Below are 15,731 nucleotides of genomic sequence, written 5' to 3' on the forward strand. Positions count from 1 at the left end.
GACCGACACCGCCGGTTTCTATACCCCGGCGCGGAGACGGGGGAGTATTGATGAGTGCGCCAACGGAAGAGCACGCGCCGACCGACGACCGCTCTGCGTCCGGATCGGGCCGGGACCGACGAACGTACGCCCTCGTCGGGGGCGCGGGGCTCATCTCGACGAGCCTGGCCGCCTACGAGATCGTGCCCGCGAGCGTCACGCCGCTGCTCCGCGAATCGCTGGGCATCGGTTCGAGCGCCGCGGGGCTGGTGGTGAGTGTGATGTTCGGGACCGCCGTCGTGGGGAGCCTCCCGGCGGGCGTGGTGCTCGACCGGACCGACTCCCGGCGCGTGATGGCGCTGGCGGTGCTGGCGCTGTTCGTCGCCGGGGTCTGGGGGTGGCTCGCGGGAACGGCAGGCGCCTACTGGTCGGTCATCGCGTCGCGGGCGCTCGGCGGGGTGGCGTACGTCGTCGTCTGGAACGCCGGCATCGACATCGTGAGTCGGGCCGTCCACGCCGACGTTCAGGCGACGGCGGTCGGCATCTTCACTGCCAGCGGGCCCGTGGGGTTCGCCATCGGACAGGGGACCGGTCCGCTGATCGCCGCGCGGTTCGGCTGGCCGGCGATCCTCCCGGCGTTCACCGCGGTCGCCCTCCTCGGACTGCTCCTCTTCTGGCCGGCGAGCCGAGGGCTCGGCGAGGCCCGCGGTGACGCGCCCTCGCTGCGAGAGTTCCTGACAGTACTTCGGTCTCCCACGGTGTGGCTCCTCGGCGCGCTCGGGTTCCTCAGCTACGCGCTCTATCTGTTCGTCAACAGTTGGGGCTCCTCGTATCTCACCCAGGAGCTGGCGCTCTCGCTCGCGACGAGTGGGCTGGTCGTCGCCCTCTTCCCGGGCGTCGGCCTCCTCTCACGCGTCAGCAGTGGGCTGCTCTCCGATCGGGTCTTCGGCGGTCGCCGCCGGCCCGTCGTCCTCGGATCGTTCGCGCTTGCGGCTCCGCTGTTGCTGGGGTTCACCCGTCTCGGCTCCGTCGCGCTGGTCGTCGTCGCGCTCCTCCTGTCGGGCTTCGCGATCCAACTCACGCTCGGGCTTTCCTATACGTACGTCCGCGAAGTCGTCGAAGAACGCGTCGCCGCTACCGCGGTCGCGTTTCAGACGAGTGTCGGCCTCGCGGGCGCGTTCCTCGCCCCCATCGCGGGGGGTGCTGTCGTCGATGCCGCCGGGTTTGAGCCCGCGTTCCTGCTCGCCGGCGGGCTTGCGGTGGTCGGCGCGCTCCTGGCGTGGCGCGCACCCGAACCGACGCGGTGAGGGCGTCGCATTCCCGTCCGGTGTCGCTGTCACGCTTGCGCCGCCCGTTCAGTCGCTCACGACGAGGAGCCCAGCCGCGACCACCAGACAGGCCACGAAGCCGCCGAACGCGAGATCGTAATTCGCGTAGGTGGCGACGACGCCGACGTACGCGGGGCCGAGCGCGTTCGCGCTCAGAAAGAGCGCCCGCGCCGCCCCGAGGTCCGCGCCCATCCCCTCGGCGGGCGCGCCGTCGATGATGATCGCGTCCGCCAGTGGGAATCCGGTCTTGTACCCCAGCGCGAGGACGCCGACGGCGATCCAGATGGCGAGGTTCGCTGAGACGAACACCAGCCCTCCGAGCGCGGCCGCGGCGATGAGCATCCCGGCGACGGCGATGCCCCGACGGGAGAACCGATCCCCGAGCGTGCCCGCGATCGGTTTCACCGCGAACCCGACCGCGAAGACGATGCCGAACGAGAGCCCCGCGAGACTCTCGCTGAACCCTTTCGCCTGCGCCAGGTAGGTCGGTGCGAAGTTGATGAAGCCGCCGACCATGAAGTAAAACAGCGTGAACGCCACGAGCGTTCGTCGCTGCTGGGTGCTCTGGACGAGCCGGCCGACGGTGCCGCGGAGGTCGAGCGACGCGCTGCCCACGGTATATCCCTCCCGTGTCGTCGCCGCGTACGCGACCGTGAGGACGCCGAGCGCGATCGCGACGGGGAAGAACGGCGTGCGCCAGCTGGCGTACGTCAGCGCCAGTACCGCGACGCCGGAAGAGATGAGGCCGCCCACGTCGGTGCCGGCGGCGTAGATTCCGAGCGCGCGCCCCCGGTTCGCCGAAAAGAGATCCGACAGCAGGGCCCGCGATGGAATCGAGAACAGCCCCTTGCCCACCCCGACGACGGTCGTGGCGACGAAGAACAGGACGATGCCGTTGACCAGGCCCAGGAGGGCGAACCCGACGGCCAGGATGACCAGGCCGGGCACGATCAGCGTCGTCCGGTTCCAGCGATCGGAGTACTCCCCGCTTGGGTACTGGACGAGTGCGTACGACCCCTGAAACACTGCCAGTGCGATGCCTGCTGTCGCCTCCGTGATACCCAGGTCGCTAATGATCGTCGGCAGCAGCGGCGAGATGAGGAACCGTCCGGTCTGCAGCAGCGCCCACCCCAGCGAGACAGTGTACAGCATCCGCCGCGCGTACCCTGTCAGCTCCGTCGTCGACTCGCTCACGACCCGCCTTCGGAGACCCACCCCGACATTGGTTCCGATTCGCCCTCGCGGATGTGAACAACTCACGCATCACTCTCGCCGACTTCAACACTGCGTGACGACGGCACCGCGGTTTCGCCCGGCCACGACCGCGACCTCGCCGTCGAGTCCCGCGTGGGAGAGCGCACGCTGCCCTGCGTCGCGAGCGGCCTCGGCGCGACCAGCCGTCGTAACCCCATACACGGCCGGTCCCCACGACGACTGCCCGACGCCGAAGACGGCCCGACTGTCAGTCAGGGCGTCGACGACTTCGGCGACGGGTGCGCGGTAGATGTCACCCTGCTCGTCGGTGTACCACTCGCCGTTGAGTCGGTCGACGGTCTGGATGGCCGCGCCGAACCGGGCGGCGTCCCCGTCGGCGACCGCCGGTAGGACCCGCCCGGCGACGGCGGCTTCGATCCGATCGGCGAGCGTCGGGTCCGCCCCGCCGATGACAGACTGCATGCTCGCGTCTTCGGTCGCGCCGCTCCGTCCCGCGTCGGCGTCCGGGACCACGAGGAGGAACCGCCAGTCGGCGGGGATCTCCTGCTGGACAGCGACCGACGGGACGGTCGCGACGCCTTCGGCCAGTGCCGTCTCGGTGTGCGGATCAGTGGGTGTGCCGGCGTCGACGACGAACCCGCCGGCCTCGAAGGCAGCGACGCCGACTCCGCTCCGTCCGCCCCGACCGAGGTCTGCCGCGGCGTCGCGTACGGCGGGCTCGCGGCCGTACGCCCGGGCGATGGCCGTGAACGTACACAGAGCCAGTTGCGTTCCCGAGCCGAATCCGACGTGTCGGGGCAGCGCCGATTCGACGGTCACCCGTGCGCCCTCGACCCCGAGCAGTTCGGTGGCACGACGGGCGTAGACCGCGACTGTGTCCGCAGTCTTCGCTCCGACGTCGCCGTCGGCGTCGCAGACTACCGCCTCAGCCGGCTCGGCCGCTACGATGGCCTCCGGGGCGTCCACGGCGACCCCGAGTCCGCCGTAGAGCCGCTCCCGACTCGGCGAGAGGTTCTGGAAGCCGAAGTGCAGTCGCGCGGTCGCCGCGACGCGCACGCGCATCGAGCTACCACCCGCCGTCGGTCGTGTCGTCTGCGTCCGGGGTCGACGCGCCGAGCTCCGCCGCGATGTCGTCGTCGGGCGTCCACGCCGACAGCGACGCCACGAGCCCGACTGCCTCTTTCGCCCGCGAGGCGCCGCAGTTCGTCGCAACGCCGGCAAAGTACGCCATTCGATCGCGGAGTTCGTCGTCGTCGTAGACCGGAACGCCCAGGCGGGAGGCGGCGACGGCCAGTTCGATGACCGCGCCGAGCGAACGTGACGTCGTCGGCACGACGCGTCGCTCGACGGCGGTCCGCTCGGGCCGGAGTCGCCAATCGATCCACTCCGTCCCGCCCGAGGTCCCTCGCTCGATCTCCTTTGCCTCGACCTCGACCCAGGCGTCGGCGGCGTCGAGGACGGGGGCGTCGGTCTCGAAGTCGTCGAGCGCGGCCCTGACGAAGACGACCGGATCTTGCACGAACTGCACGCGCGCGCTTCCGCGCCGCTCGAAGTGCTGTCGGGTGCGCGTCTGTCCCCAGGTCCGCGCGCGAACTGGATCCGCGGCGGCGTGCTGTTCGCCCGCCTGGAGGCCGAGCGCGGCGACGTGCCACTGGTCCTCGGGGCCCCGTGTCGACGTGACGCTCTCGACGACGCCCCGCAGATCGGTCGGCCACGTGTCGCTGCTCACGGTTCACTCTCCGGCGCAATGAGCCGTTTGCGGACCGACCCGAGCAGTTCGATCGCGTGCTCCCTGTCGGGGCCGAGCGGGGAGGCGGCGACGAACGCGTCGGCGTACTCGCGGATCGTCGCGATCCGCTCGGCTACCGCGTCAGGAGTGCCGGCGACGCAGAACGCGTCCACCATCGCGGGCGTGACGAGGTCGTCGGCGCGCTCGCGGTCACCTGCGGAGATGGCCGACCCGATCGCCGCTGCGCGGTCGACGTCCAGCCCGTGTCGGTCGAGTACCTCCTCGGGTGCGCCCGCGGCGATGTACGCGACGGGCCGGCGCGCGACCGTCCGGGCCCGCTCCGCGTCCTCGTCGATACTGACGCTCGCGAACGCCCCGAGCGTGAACGGCCCTCGCGACTCGGGGCGGTCCGCGAGACCGATCTCGACTTGATCGGCCGCCCAGGCGTAATCGTCGGGATGTGAACCGTTGACGAGCACGCCGTCGGCGTGCTTCGCGGCCATCCGGAGCATATGCGGCCCCTGCCCGCCGACGAGTACCGGGACCGGTCCCGGGTCGTAGTTCAACGCCGCGTCGCTGGCGGTGAACGTCCCCTCGTGATCCACGCGCTCGCCCGCCCAGAGTTTCTTTGCGACCCGCATCGTCTCGAGCACCCGGCGGAGTGGCCTGTCGCGGTCGACGCCGAGGTTCCGCAGCGTCGAGGCGTCGCCCGCGCCCAGTCCGAGGAGCGCGCGTCCGTCACTGACCTCCGCGAGCGTCGCGACCTGCGAGGCCAATCTGAGCGGGTGGACGTCGTAGGGGTTCGCGACACCCGGGCCGAGTCGGATCTCGTCGGTCGCGGCGGCGACCCGGTCGAGCGCAATGAGCGGATCGCGGTTGTCGTAGTGCGAAGAGCCGAACGCGGCGTCGAAGCCGGCTTCCTCGGCAGCGGCGCCCAGGGCAGCGATCTCTCGAACCGGCGCGTCCGGTGTCAGTTCGATACCCCATCGAATCGAGCGTGGGTTATTACTTTGAACCATATTTTATCCTAACATTATGCTTCATAGTATTCGAAGATTGCCGGAAAGTGATAAACGTTGCCGATTCGGGACGGTTCGCTGGCAGGCCGGACGAACGACTCTGATCAAGATGGCGCTCGCGGGAGAGACGCAAGGTGTCCCGTGGCTTCAGCGCCGTATCTGATACGTGGTACCAGGTCCCGGGAGCCGCTCACACGTCGTCGCAGCCGTCAACGATTCAATCCAGCCGGCACAGAGACGGGTCAGTCGTCAGAATCCCGCCGGCGATGCGACTTCCAGCATCCTAAGCCCAATGCGACTTCCAGCATCCTAGGCCCGATGCGACTTGCAACACCCTTCTCTCAGGGCGATCGTCAGAACGTCGATGCGCCCTCGCCGCCGTCGACGGGGACGGCCGCACCGGAGACGAATCCGGACCGCGGCGAGGAGAGGAAGGCGACGACCCGGCCCAGATCCAGCGGATCGCCGATCCCGCCGACTGGGACCTCCCGCGCCCACTCGTTCATTCCCTGCTCGTAGGAGTCGAACCGCCCGTCCTCGACGCCCTGTTCGACCAGTGACTCGACGCGCGGCGTTTCGTGGGTGCCGGGGAGGACAGCGTTCGCGCGGATCTCGGGGGCGAGTTCCGTCGAGAGCGTCTTTTCGAGGCCGAGGACCCCCGCTCTGACCGAGTTCGAGAGCACCAGGTCGTCGACCGGTTCTTTCACGCTCACCGAGGCGATCGTCACGATCGTCCCGCCGCCGTCGGCTTCTAGATACGGGAGCGCCGCCCTGACGGTCCGCACGACGCTCATCACCAGTTGATCGAAGGCGTCGTACCACTCTTCGTCCGTCGTCTCGCGGAAGGATTTCGCCGGGGGACCGCCCGCAGAGGTCACGAGGTGATCGAGGCCGCCGAACGCTTCGACCGTCCGCTCGACGAGCCCCTCGATCGCCTCGGGGTCGGTCAGGTCGGCGGCGTGTCCGATCACCTCCGCGCCGTCGGCCGCATCGGCGCTGACGTCCGCGACGGCCGCTTCCAGTCGTTCCTCGTCGCGGCCGTTGAGCACGACGTTCGCTCCCTCTTCGGCCAGCGCCCGCCCCGACGCTTTCCCGAGACCGCTGCTCGATGCTGTCACCAGTGCTGCGTCGCCGTCGATGCCGAGATCCATACCGGCCTCTCGAAGAGCGGATAAAAAAGGGTTAGTCGTCGCTCAGGACGCCCTCGGCGACGGCCATATCCTCGACTTCGGGGTCGTCCTCGGAGCGCCGCAGGACAAACCGCTTTCTGAGGAGGTCCGCGGCGTAGATCACCGTCCCGAGGATGAGGAGGGTGTCACCGGGCAGGCGCGCCCAGAAGAGATCTTGGATGATGGGCTGATTGTAGAACGCCAGACTCCGCCCGGCGGCGTACCCCTGCGTGAACACCGCCTCCAACTGGAGGAACCCGACGGGAAGCACCGAGACGAACACCATCAGCGCGAGGCCGACGTTCCAGGACCAGAACGCGGCGCGGAGCCACGACCCGTCCCAGCGGTGCGGTTCGATGGCGATCTGGAGCATATACGTCACCATCCCCAGCGCCAGGAATCCGAACGCTCCGAACATCGCGGCGTGGGCGTGACCGACGGTGAGGTAGGTCCCGTGCTCGTAGTAGTTGATCAGCGGGAGGTTGATGAAGAACCCCAGGACGCCGGCCCCGACGAAGTTCCAGACGCCGCTGGCGATGATGAACATAAAGGGAAGCCGGTAGGGGAACTCGTCGGCCGACATCGCGCTGTACTGCCCGAGCGCCTCGTAGAGAATGAACACCAGCGGGAGCAGTTCGAGCGTCGAGAAGACGCTGCCGATCGGGACCCACATATCGGGCATCCCGATCCACCAGTAGTGATGCGAGACGCCGATGACGCCGGTCCCCATCACGAGCAGCGCCTGTAGCATCACTGCCTTCTCCGCACTGCGGCGCGAGAGGAGGTTCATCGAGACCAGCGTCAGTCCGACGATGGCGACGATGAAGAACTCGAAGGCGCCCTCGACCCACATATGGACGACCCACCAGCGCCAGAACTCCGTGACGGCGATGTTCGTCGACGGGGTGAAGAGGAAGCCCGCAGTGAACAGCAGCGCGATCGATCCGCCGGCGTAGAGGATCATATGCGCCAGCCCGTACGGCGGTTCGCGATCTAAGAGCGGCTTCAGGCCACGGACGGCGAGGGCCGCCCAGATCCCGAAGCCCGCCAGAATCCCGAACTGCCAGAGCTTTCCGACCTCGAGGTACTCCAGCCCCTCGTTGCCGAGAATCCACCACAGTTGGCCGTCGAAGTAGCCGTTGGCCCCGAACCAGATGCCGCTCAGTCCGCCGATCACGACGACCACGAGCGCGACCAGGAGGCCGTTGACGTAGGTCGCCTGTCGCTTCGGCTCGTGACCCGTCAGCAGCGGCGGGAGGAACAGCCCCGCGCCGAGCCACGTCGTCGCGATCCACAGGATGCCGAGGTCGATGTGCCAGGTCTTCGCGATGGCGAACGGGAGCAGTTGCAGGATGTGAACGCCGAAGACCCGTTCGATACCGAAGAACCCAGCGCGTTCGATGTAGAAGTGCGCCAGCAGGCCGCCGAGGAACACCTGCGCGACGAAGAGTCCGGCGGCGATGGGAACGAACCGCAGCGCCGCGCGCTGACTCGGGAAGATGCTCACATCGCCCGGCGTCGGGACCGAGATGCCCGCTGCCTCCGGTTCTGGCAGTTCGATCGAGCGATACAGCCAGATGCCGCCTCCCGCGCCGGCGACCAACAGCACCATCGCGATGACGCTCCAGGTCATCGCCGCGGGCGTGGCGTCGTTACCCGCACCGGGCTGATACGGCCAATCGTTCGTGAACGAGTGGTCCCCCGCCGGTCGATCGGTGTGGGAGAACCACGCCGTCCACATCGCGAAGTCCGCGAACTGACGGGCGTCCTCGGGCGATTCGATCATCCCCTCGGGGACGCCTCTGGGGTGTGATCCCTCCTGATACCGCGCCACGTACTCCTGGCGGACCTGCTCGTGGGCGTACAGTTCGGCGGCCGAGTACTGGACTGGTCCGCCGTCGTGAGACGTGTCGAGTTCCTGTTTCACCACGTCGGCGACGGCTGCCTGCCGGGCGGAACTGAGTTGATCGTACTCGCTCCCGTACCGCTCACGCGCGTAGTAATTCCGCATATGCTGGACTTTCAAGTCCAACGCGTCGGCGGTGAAGTCCTCGCCGTAGTACGCCCCGTTTCCGAGGATCGACCCGTGGTTCATCAGGCCGTTCTTTTGGAAGACCCGCTTGCCCTCGCGAATCTGTTCGTCGGTGACGACGACGTCGCCGTCCGGGCCGGTCACCTGCTCGGGGATCGGGGGGGCCTCCTGATAGGCGAACCACGCGCCCGCGCCCATCACGATCAGGTTGAATACGAATACGACGACGATCGCCGTCGCTATCGTTTTGCGTCGTACTTCCATATCCGACGCTCTCTCAGCGACTCATCAAAGCGCCACGCCGATTGCAACATCGCGCTGGACGGGACGAATATGTTCGGACCGACGGTGCGAGATGCCCCGTCGATCCGGTCGAAACCGCTCAGGCCTCGTAGCCGGCGTACTCCATCAGCTGCGAGAAGATCTCCGTGTCCATCGCCTCTTCGTAGACGACGCCGCCGAGCATCCCGCCGGGATAGAATCCGCCGTTCATCACGTGGTTCACCTTGTGGCAGTGCAGCAGGAAGATGCCCGGGTCGGAGTCCGCGGTGAACTCGATGGTGTGGCGCTCGGCGGGCGCGACGTTCGTCACGTCCATATCGTGACGCGCGGCCTCCGGGACGACCCCGCCGTCCTTCTCGACCCGCTGGAACCGGTGGTTGTGGATGTGCAGCGGGTGGCTCATGTAGCCGGCGTTGACGAAGTGGATGCGTACCTGATCACCCTGGCTGACGATGACCGGTGACCCGGCTTCGGGGTGGAGGGTCCGCGGTGCGCTCTTGCCGTTGACCGTGAACACGTCCGGCTTGCGGTTCTGCGGGTCGTAAGTAACGTCCTGGCCCGCGGCCATCCGCGGGAGTCGGGAGTCCCACTCCTTGACGGTCATGAAGTACTCCCGATCGGCGGGCTCGTAGCCCTCCGGATCCACGCGGAAGATGCCGTACATCCCCATCTCGATGTGACGATGGGTCTGGTAGTGGCAGTGATACAGGTGCGTGCCGGGGACGTTCGCCGGGATCGTGTAGGTGTGCTTCTCGCCGGGGTTGACCTGAATCCCAGTCGAGGTCGGAACGCCGTCGTCCTCCCAGGCCTTGGTGACGCCGTGGAAGTGGACGGTGTGGGGCCGCATCCCATCGGTGTTGTCTAACGTTACTTCCATATCCTCGCCTTCGGTGGTCCGCAGGATCGGGCCGGGGACGCTCGGGTTCCCGTCGTCGGCCTGGAACGCCCACACTCGCGGGAGTTCCACGGGACCGCCCATCGTCTCGAGCGGGTGGGCGGAGTGCGCCGCCGGCAGCGACTTCAGGGTCACTGCGTTGCCCTGCTCGTCGACGTTGACGACCTCCGGCGGACTCGTCGTCGGGACCGACCCATCCTGGGTCGCTGCGGCCGTGGCGGAACCGTCCTGCCCAGCCTGAATACGCTCCTGGGTCGGCGCCGTACAGCCTGCGAGACCGAGAGCGCCGGTGGAACCGGTGGCAGCGAGGAATTCGCGACGCGACATCTTCGAACCGGGTGCGCCTACGTAGTTGCCCATTACAATCTCCACTCGGCGTGAGACACACCTATAACAGCGACCTGATTCCAACGCGCTCGGACAACATCGAACATATTCGGGTCCTCACCGTCCGCAGTCGCCTCCCTTCGTGAGCACGTGAGAGATGGAAACGCCCTTCCGCGTCACGCCCAAACGCCTGCTGACGTCCCCGAAATCTCACCCGCCACCCGATGTCCCAGAACCCCCTCTCGGACGCGCTGTCGCCCGACGTCGCGTCCGTCACGAAGATTCTCGCGAACCAACAGTGCCGCGAACTGCTTCGGGGGCTCGATCGACCGATGACGGCCAGCGAACTGACCGCAGTCTGCGACATTCCTCGCTCGTCGGTCTACGAAAAGCTCGACATGCTGGCTGAGAACGGCCTCTTACGGCGGCACGAGCGGGGGTCCGAAGTCAAATACTCGATCGACTTCCAGGAGGTCGTCGTGGCCGAGCGTAACGGCACGCTCGAGATTTCGATCCGCCGGTCCCCGCAGTCGGCGGCCGACCAACTGGCCGATCTGTGGGGGAACGTTCGGGCGGAAGCGAGCAGCGATTGAGTGCGGACCCGCACCACGCACTTGCTGTCCCGTCCGTCTCTACCGTCGCGTCTGGACGAGGTGCGTCGGTCGTCTCCGTTCGAACTTATGTGAGTGGGTCCACTCTCTCCGGTACCGATGCCCCGAGCCACCCTCTTGCTCGATCTCCCGGATCAGGTCTGGATCTCCTCGCTCTCACGACAGTTTCCGGCTGCCGAATTCACGGTGTTGGCCGCGATGCCATCCGGCGATGCCGGTGTCGGCCTCGTCGAGATCTCCGCGACCGACATCGAGCCGATCGTCGCAGCCTTCGACGAATACGAGTCGGTGTTCTCCGTGACCGTCTTAGAAGCGCAGGCGGACCGATCGCTCGTTCAGTTCGAGACCACCGAGCCCCTCCTCCTCCGGACGCTCAGCGAGGCCGGCATCCCGCTGGAACTGCCGATCACGATCGCCGACGGGGAGGTGTCTGTCGAGGTGACCGCGCCACGCGAGCGGCTCTCGGAACTCGGGACGCTCTTGGAACAGTTCGGCGTCCCGTTCGATCTCGTGTCGGTGACGCAGTCGGTCGACACCCAGTCGCTGCTGACCGCGGAACAGTACGAACTGCTCGAAACGGCGATCGAACGCGGCTACTACGACACCCCTCGGACGTCCACGCTGACGGAGTTGGCCGACGCCGTCGGTCTGGCCAAATCGACGACGAGCGAGAAGCTCCACCGGGCGGAGGGAAAAGTGATCAAAGAGTTCGTCGGCACCGAGGACGCGTCACTGCGGTAGGACGTCACATCCGCGCGTGTTCGGGAATCGATCGAGAACGACTGCGAGATCGAACACCTTTTGACTGACCAGCCAGTTAGTTAGGACAACGAAATGGACGTTGTCAATGACTGAGGACACACCGACCGAGATCCTCGACGCGACCCACAGCGCCCTGTGTGATCACGGGTACGCGGAGTTGACGATGCAGGACATCGCCGATCAGACGGATCTCTGCAAGGCCTCGATTCACTACCACTACGACGGCAAGCACGACCTGTTGCTGGCGTACCTCGATCACCTCTACGAACAGTTCGAGGACCGACTCTCCGCGCCTGCCGACGAGGGGCGTCACGCCGATGATCCCGCGGCACGACTTCGCAGTCTGATCACCTCGCTGCTCACGGAACGGTCGGACGCTCCGGCCTTCCAGACGGCACTGCTCGAAATCAAGGCCCAGTCGCCGTACGACGAAGCCTTCCGCGAACAGCTCCGTCGGTTCGACGAGGCGTTCGAAGCGCGGATCCGCGAGGTCATCGCCGACGGCGTCGCCGACGGTACCTTCTCCGACGACGTCGATCCCGACGCAGTCGCCTCCTTCCTGACGACGCACGTCAACGGGATCCAGACGCGACACGTCGGCGTCGGCCACCCCCTGGAGGACGCCGTGCACGCGGTCGACGAGTACCTGGAAGCGACCCTCGACATCGATATCGACACCACTGCCGGATCGATAGCTCCCGCAGCGTCCGTCGAAGCGGGGAGGCAGGACTGAATGAGCCTGCTCGACCGCCTCGGATCGGTCTTCAAGGGGCCCGAGGAACTGAATCTCACCGGCGGCGGGATCGGCCGACCGCTGTTCTATCTCTCGCTCCCGATCGTCATCACGAATCTGCTGCAGACGGCGTACAACCTCGCGGACACGTTCTGGCTCGGCCAGTACAGTACGGAGGCACTCGCGGCGATCAGCTTCGGCTTCCCGATGGTCTTCCTCCTGATCTCGCTGGGGATGGGGATCTCGATCGCCGGGAGCGTTCTCGTGGCCCAACACATCGGGGCCGACGAGGAGGCCGAGGCCGAGTACGCCGCCTCACAGACGGTGAGTTTCGCCACGATCGGCTCGATCATCCTCGGCTCGATCGGCTTCATCGCCGTCGGTCCGTTCATCGAGTTCCTCGGCGCGTCACCGGAGGTCCTCCCGCTGGCGACGAACTATATGCAGGTGATCGCCGCCGGGCTGCCCTTTATGTTCGGCTTCTTCGTCTTCATCGCGCTGATGCGGGGCTACGGCGACACGGTCACCCCGATGCTCGTGATGTTCGGGTCGGTCGTCCTCAACATCGCGATTGACCCGTTCTTGATCTTTGGCTTCGAGGGCAACCCGCTGTTCTCGATGCTCGGACTCGGGGGCCTGGAGGCGACGCTGCTGACGCTGACCGGGTACACGGGCTCGGGGATCACCGGCGCGGCCATCGCGACGATCTTCTCGCGGGCGCTCGCGTTCGTCGTCGGGATCGCGATTATGTTCCAGGGGATCCGCGGGGTCCGGATCCGGCCCAGTCAGATGCGGCCCAACTTCCAGTACCTCCGCAAACTGCTCGAGATCGGTGCGCCCGCGTCCGTCGAGGTGACGGGCCGCGCGCTCTCGGTGAACCTCCTGCTCCTCGTCGTCGGGCTGTTCCCGACGCCGGTGGTCGCCGCCTTCGGGATCGGCACGCGGGTCTTCTCGGTCATCTTCCTCCCGGCGATCGCTGTCGCCCGCGGCGTCGAGACGATGACGGGACAGAACATCGGCGCGCAAAAGCCCGAGCGCGCCGGGATGGCGGCCGACTTCGCCGCCAAGTGGACACTCATCATCCTCTCTGCCGTCGGGGCTCTCACGCTCTTTTTCCCCCGCACGATCATCGCGATCTTCACCAACGACCCCGAGGTCATCACCGTCGGCGCGGACTTCCTCCGGCTCGTCGCGCCGACGTTCGGCTTCATCGGCGTGATGCGGGCGTACTCCGGGAGTTTCCGCGGCGCGGGGAAGACGCTGATCGCGGCGGCCATCTCGGTGATTATGCTCGGGCTGATCCGAATCCCGGTCGCGTACGTGGCCTCACAGTCCTACGGCTCGACAGGTATCTGGCTCGCCTTCCCCATCTCGAACGTCGCCGGCGCGCTCATCGCGTACACGTGGTACCGACGCGGGACGTGGCGGACGGGATCGGTCCGCGGTCCCACGCCCGCCGACGACTGATACTGTCGGACAGAACTATGTGAAAATCATCGGCACCTCGTGGGTGCCAAAATGATTCACGAACTTCTGTCCGACAGTATGACTGGGACGAAGAAAGCGTCTACAGCGTGTCGTCGTCGAGGCCGCCGGGGTCCGAGGCCGTGTCGAAGAGGTTGTTCTCCGCACCGTCCATGAAGTCGTCGCCGGGCTCGCTCTCGTCGACGACCTCGACGTTGTAGGCGTCGATGCCCATACTGAGCAGTTCCTCGACGGCCTGCTCTTCGGTGACGAACTCCTCGTCCACCAGCTGTTCGAATTCGCTCAGTAGCTCGTCCGGGAGCGTGACTTCGACGAATGGCATTGGCCGCTCTTCGTCCCCAGGGTACTTGAGTTCCGGGCTTCCCTCGGCGAACGGGCGCGAGATCAGAACGGCGCGTTCGGACCGGACGCTGGACCGGTAGCTCCGGCGCCCTCGTCGTCGAGCGTTCCACTCTCCGCTGCGGGGCGATCTTCGCCAGCGGCCGTTTCCGGGACGGTCCCCGTCTGGCGGTACGTCTGTTCGAGGCTGTGGAGTCGCTCGTTGATCGACGCCGAGTTGTGATGCATCGGATGGACGCGGACCCGGACGACGTCGTATTCGTGGCGGTCCGAGCGCCCGTTCCACGCGCGGAACGACCCGACCGCCAGCGTGTTGCTCTGCGGACAGAACGGCGTCGTCGGCGTGAACTCCGCCCGGAGGACGTCGTCGTCCCCCTCGCCGTACCGGTACCCTGCGTCGGGGTGGCGAGTGTCCAGATTCAGTTTGGCGAGGTTGTACCCGAACGTCATATCGTACACGCCTCGCGCCTCGAACACCTCGCGGGTCACGCGGTGAACGGCCGCATGGGCCTCGCCGTCGAGGACGTCCGCCTCTTTCAGAAACGGCCCCGGTTCCGGGAGGTGCTCGGGAACGAACTCGTCGAAGCGATCGAAGGAAGCGCTTTGGCTCCGTCCACCCAGCGGGGATGGAATCTCAACCATAGGTCCCGCTTCGGTCCCGGCGCACGAGGCACTCGTGCCGAATATGTTCGAACTGTCGCCCCGGGTCAGGTCTGGACGCGGACGACGTGGCCGCCGCACCCGCACTGATCGACGTACTCCCACTCGAAACTCGCGCCGTACGCCGACTCCAGCGCGTTGTAGAGATAGGTTTCGGGGTGGCCGTGCTCGCCGTGCGTGACGAGGTTGACGTGGTTGCCTGCCGCGGTGTGTTCGACCGCGTCGATCGCCTGTTCGACGACGAGGTCGCGATCCTCGGCGTGCTCGGGGCCCTCGAGATTCGCAGACCAGGAGTTGTCGTGGACGCGATCGGTGACGGGGTCGGCGTCCAGGTCGTGCTCGTGCTCGTCGTGCGCGTGGTCGGTCTCTGTCGTCATACCGTCCAGTAGGACCGCCACGACGTGGACCCTTTCGCCGAATATGTTCGATTCGTTGGCGGCTCTCGGCCGCGGGCGCGACGGCTGCTCACCCTTCGAGATAGTCCAACTGTGCGGTCAGTTCCCGTCGGCGCTGGACGCTGATCACGGTCGAATCGAGGAACGAACCGACCATCGCGACATCGAGTCCGAACTCGGTCTCGGCTTCGATGGCCGTCCCCGCCTCGGTCTCAGTCACGCGGTACCACGTCGTCATCGCCTCGAAGATGCCGTCGCGCTGTCGGTACGCCAGGTCGGCGTCTTCCGCCTCGAAGCGTTCGAGCGTCAGTTCGATCCGGACAGGACCGACCTCGTTGGCGACCTCGATCGTCGACCCCGCGACCGTCACCTCGTCGAAGCCGGCGGCTCGCATACACGGCTCGATGTCGTGCATCCGCATCCTGACCGTCTCGGCGTCCGCCTCGACGGTTCGGTCGACGGCGACTCGCTGCATCGTCGCTACCGCTTGGGAAGTCGAGCGACGTACTCTGTCGGGCCGCGCTGTTCGACCTCGTAGCCGTCGGCGTCGAAGGCGTCGACTTCGGCCTGCATCTCGTAGAACAGGGGCTTGGGCTCGTGGTCGTTCACCAACTCAAGCGCCTCGCCGCTGTCCAGGTCGTCGAACGCCTCGTGGATCCTGGGGTGTCGTTCCGCCGGCGGTACGTTCCGGAGGTCAAGCGTTGTCGCTGCCATACCTGCACTCACAGCACAGACACGGGTACCCGTTTGGACGAACATATTCGTCCCACA

General features: G+C 66.8%; 17 protein-coding genes. 5 read left to right on the plus strand and 12 right to left on the minus strand.

Going from position 1 to position 15,731, the window contains the following annotated elements:
* The first annotated feature begins 50 nt into the window (after positions 1-50).
* Positions 51-1,286, plus strand: coding sequence for an MFS transporter (locus tag BLU74_RS07220; protein ID WP_089766608.1), 1,236 nt, complete (start codon positions 51-53; stop codon positions 1,284-1,286).
* A 48-nt stretch (positions 1,287-1,334) separates the two neighbouring features.
* Here the strand turns inward: BLU74_RS07220 and BLU74_RS07225 are convergent, their stop codons facing one another.
* The 7 genes from BLU74_RS07225 to BLU74_RS07255 all read right to left on the minus strand — a co-directional run bounded on the left by BLU74_RS07225 (position 1,335) and on the right by BLU74_RS07255 (position 10,008).
* On the minus strand, positions 1,335-2,459 hold the full coding sequence (locus tag BLU74_RS07225; protein ID WP_089766825.1) for an MFS transporter: 1,125 nt from the start codon (positions 2,457-2,459) through the stop codon (positions 1,335-1,337).
* 126 nt (positions 2,460-2,585) lie between these two features.
* Positions 2,586-3,584 carry a beta-ribofuranosylaminobenzene 5'-phosphate synthase family protein gene (locus BLU74_RS07230; RefSeq protein WP_089766609.1) on the minus strand — a complete coding sequence of 333 codons (999 nt, stop codon included), beginning with the start codon at positions 3,582-3,584 and terminating at the stop codon, positions 2,586-2,588.
* Positions 3,585-3,588: 4 nt separating this feature from the next.
* The gene (locus BLU74_RS07235) at positions 3,589-4,251 is read right to left on the minus strand and encodes a DUF447 domain-containing protein (RefSeq protein WP_089766610.1); all 663 of its coding nucleotides are present in this window, start codon (positions 4,249-4,251) and stop codon (positions 3,589-3,591) included.
* Positions 4,248-5,270 carry a 5,10-methylenetetrahydromethanopterin reductase gene (locus BLU74_RS07240; RefSeq protein ID WP_089766611.1) on the minus strand — a complete coding sequence of 341 codons (1,023 nt, stop codon included), beginning with the start codon at positions 5,268-5,270 and terminating at the stop codon, positions 4,248-4,250. Before BLU74_RS07240 ends, BLU74_RS07235 begins: the two co-directional genes overlap by 4 nt.
* 353 nt (positions 5,271-5,623) lie before the next feature.
* Positions 5,624-6,421, minus strand: a complete 798-nt coding sequence (locus BLU74_RS07245; RefSeq protein WP_089766612.1) for an SDR family oxidoreductase — start codon at positions 6,419-6,421, stop codon at positions 5,624-5,626.
* A gap of 31 nt (positions 6,422-6,452) precedes the next feature.
* Positions 6,453-8,735, minus strand: coding sequence for a nitric-oxide reductase large subunit (locus BLU74_RS07250; protein ID WP_089766613.1), 2,283 nt, complete (start codon positions 8,733-8,735; stop codon positions 6,453-6,455).
* Positions 8,736-8,853: 118 nt separating this feature from the next.
* Positions 8,854-10,008 carry a multicopper oxidase domain-containing protein gene (locus tag BLU74_RS07255; protein ID WP_089766614.1) on the minus strand — a complete coding sequence of 385 codons (1,155 nt, stop codon included), beginning with the start codon at positions 10,006-10,008 and terminating at the stop codon, positions 8,854-8,856.
* A gap of 191 nt (positions 10,009-10,199) precedes the next feature.
* On the opposite strand from BLU74_RS07255, the gene BLU74_RS07260 reads away from it, so the two are divergent.
* The 4 genes from BLU74_RS07260 (at position 10,200) to BLU74_RS07275 (ending at position 13,548) form a co-directional block, all read left to right on the plus strand.
* The gene (locus tag BLU74_RS07260) at positions 10,200-10,568 is read left to right on the plus strand and encodes a winged helix-turn-helix domain-containing protein (RefSeq protein ID WP_089766615.1); all 369 of its coding nucleotides are present in this window, start codon (positions 10,200-10,202) and stop codon (positions 10,566-10,568) included.
* 117 nt (positions 10,569-10,685) lie between these two features.
* Positions 10,686-11,327: a helix-turn-helix domain-containing protein gene (locus BLU74_RS07265; RefSeq protein ID WP_089766616.1), complete on the plus strand. Its 642-nt coding sequence runs from the start codon at positions 10,686-10,688 to the stop codon at positions 11,325-11,327.
* A gap of 106 nt (positions 11,328-11,433) precedes the next feature.
* The gene (locus BLU74_RS07270) at positions 11,434-12,081 is read left to right on the plus strand and encodes a TetR/AcrR family transcriptional regulator (RefSeq protein ID WP_089766617.1); all 648 of its coding nucleotides are present in this window, start codon (positions 11,434-11,436) and stop codon (positions 12,079-12,081) included.
* Positions 12,082-13,548, plus strand: a complete 1,467-nt coding sequence (locus BLU74_RS07275) for an MATE family efflux transporter (RefSeq protein ID WP_089766618.1) — start codon at positions 12,082-12,084, stop codon at positions 13,546-13,548.
* A gap of 100 nt (positions 13,549-13,648) precedes the next feature.
* Here BLU74_RS07275 and BLU74_RS07280 read toward each other — a convergent pair whose 3' ends face one another.
* From BLU74_RS07280 to BLU74_RS07300, 5 genes are all read right to left on the minus strand, one after another.
* Positions 13,649-13,888 (minus strand): DUF7120 family protein, encoded by a 240-nt coding sequence (locus BLU74_RS07280; RefSeq protein ID WP_089766619.1) that lies wholly within the window; start codon positions 13,886-13,888, stop codon positions 13,649-13,651.
* Between the two features lie 62 nt (positions 13,889-13,950).
* Positions 13,951-14,547, minus strand: coding sequence for a DUF7998 family protein (locus tag BLU74_RS07285; protein WP_089766620.1), 597 nt, complete (start codon positions 14,545-14,547; stop codon positions 13,951-13,953).
* Positions 14,548-14,612: 65 nt separating this feature from the next.
* Positions 14,613-14,942, minus strand: coding sequence for a CGCGG family putative rSAM-modified RiPP protein (locus tag BLU74_RS07290; protein ID WP_089766826.1), 330 nt, complete (start codon positions 14,940-14,942; stop codon positions 14,613-14,615).
* 88 nt (positions 14,943-15,030) lie between these two features.
* Positions 15,031-15,435 (minus strand): hypothetical protein, encoded by a 405-nt coding sequence (locus BLU74_RS07295; protein WP_089766621.1) that lies wholly within the window; start codon positions 15,433-15,435, stop codon positions 15,031-15,033.
* 5 nt (positions 15,436-15,440) lie between these two features.
* Positions 15,441-15,674 (minus strand): DUF2249 domain-containing protein, encoded by a 234-nt coding sequence (locus tag BLU74_RS07300; RefSeq protein ID WP_089766622.1) that lies wholly within the window; start codon positions 15,672-15,674, stop codon positions 15,441-15,443.
* Positions 15,675-15,731 lie beyond the last annotated feature (57 nt).

The organism is Halobellus clavatus (assembly GCF_900107195.1).
Classification (GTDB): Archaea; Halobacteriota; Halobacteria; order Halobacteriales; family Haloferacaceae; genus Haloquadratum; species Haloquadratum clavatum.

Bases quoted from the DNA above. Each gene is read 5' to 3' on its own strand.
- BLU74_RS07220 (WP_089766608.1), top strand. From the start codon at position 51: ATGAGTGCGCCAACGGAAGAGCACGCGCCGACCGACGACCGCTCTGCG.
- BLU74_RS07225 (WP_089766825.1), bottom strand. From the start codon at position 2,459: ATGCTGTACACTGTCTCGCTGGGGTGGGCGCTGCTGCAGACCGGACGG.
- BLU74_RS07230 (WP_089766609.1), bottom strand. From the start codon at position 3,584: ATGCGCGTGCGCGTCGCGGCGACCGCGCGACTGCACTTCGGCTTCCAG.
- BLU74_RS07240 (WP_089766611.1), bottom strand. From the start codon at position 5,270: ATGGTTCAAAGTAATAACCCACGCTCGATTCGATGGGGTATCGAACTG.
- BLU74_RS07245 (WP_089766612.1), bottom strand. From the start codon at position 6,421: ATGGATCTCGGCATCGACGGCGACGCAGCACTGGTGACAGCATCGAGC.
- BLU74_RS07250 (WP_089766613.1), bottom strand. From the start codon at position 8,735: ATGGAAGTACGACGCAAAACGATAGCGACGGCGATCGTCGTCGTATTC.
- BLU74_RS07255 (WP_089766614.1), bottom strand. From the start codon at position 10,008: ATGGGCAACTACGTAGGCGCACCCGGTTCGAAGATGTCGCGTCGCGAA.
- BLU74_RS07260 (WP_089766615.1), top strand. From the start codon at position 10,200: ATGTCCCAGAACCCCCTCTCGGACGCGCTGTCGCCCGACGTCGCGTCC.
- BLU74_RS07265 (WP_089766616.1), top strand. From the start codon at position 10,686: ATGCCCCGAGCCACCCTCTTGCTCGATCTCCCGGATCAGGTCTGGATC.
- BLU74_RS07270 (WP_089766617.1), top strand. From the start codon at position 11,434: ATGACTGAGGACACACCGACCGAGATCCTCGACGCGACCCACAGCGCC.
- BLU74_RS07275 (WP_089766618.1), top strand. From the start codon at position 12,082: ATGAGCCTGCTCGACCGCCTCGGATCGGTCTTCAAGGGGCCCGAGGAA.
- BLU74_RS07280 (WP_089766619.1), bottom strand. From the start codon at position 13,888: ATGCCATTCGTCGAAGTCACGCTCCCGGACGAGCTACTGAGCGAATTC.
- BLU74_RS07285 (WP_089766620.1), bottom strand. From the start codon at position 14,547: ATGGTTGAGATTCCATCCCCGCTGGGTGGACGGAGCCAAAGCGCTTCC.
- BLU74_RS07290 (WP_089766826.1), bottom strand. From the start codon at position 14,942: ATGACGACAGAGACCGACCACGCGCACGACGAGCACGAGCACGACCTG.
- BLU74_RS07295 (WP_089766621.1), bottom strand. From the start codon at position 15,435: ATGCAGCGAGTCGCCGTCGACCGAACCGTCGAGGCGGACGCCGAGACG.
- BLU74_RS07300 (WP_089766622.1), bottom strand. From the start codon at position 15,674: ATGGCAGCGACAACGCTTGACCTCCGGAACGTACCGCCGGCGGAACGA.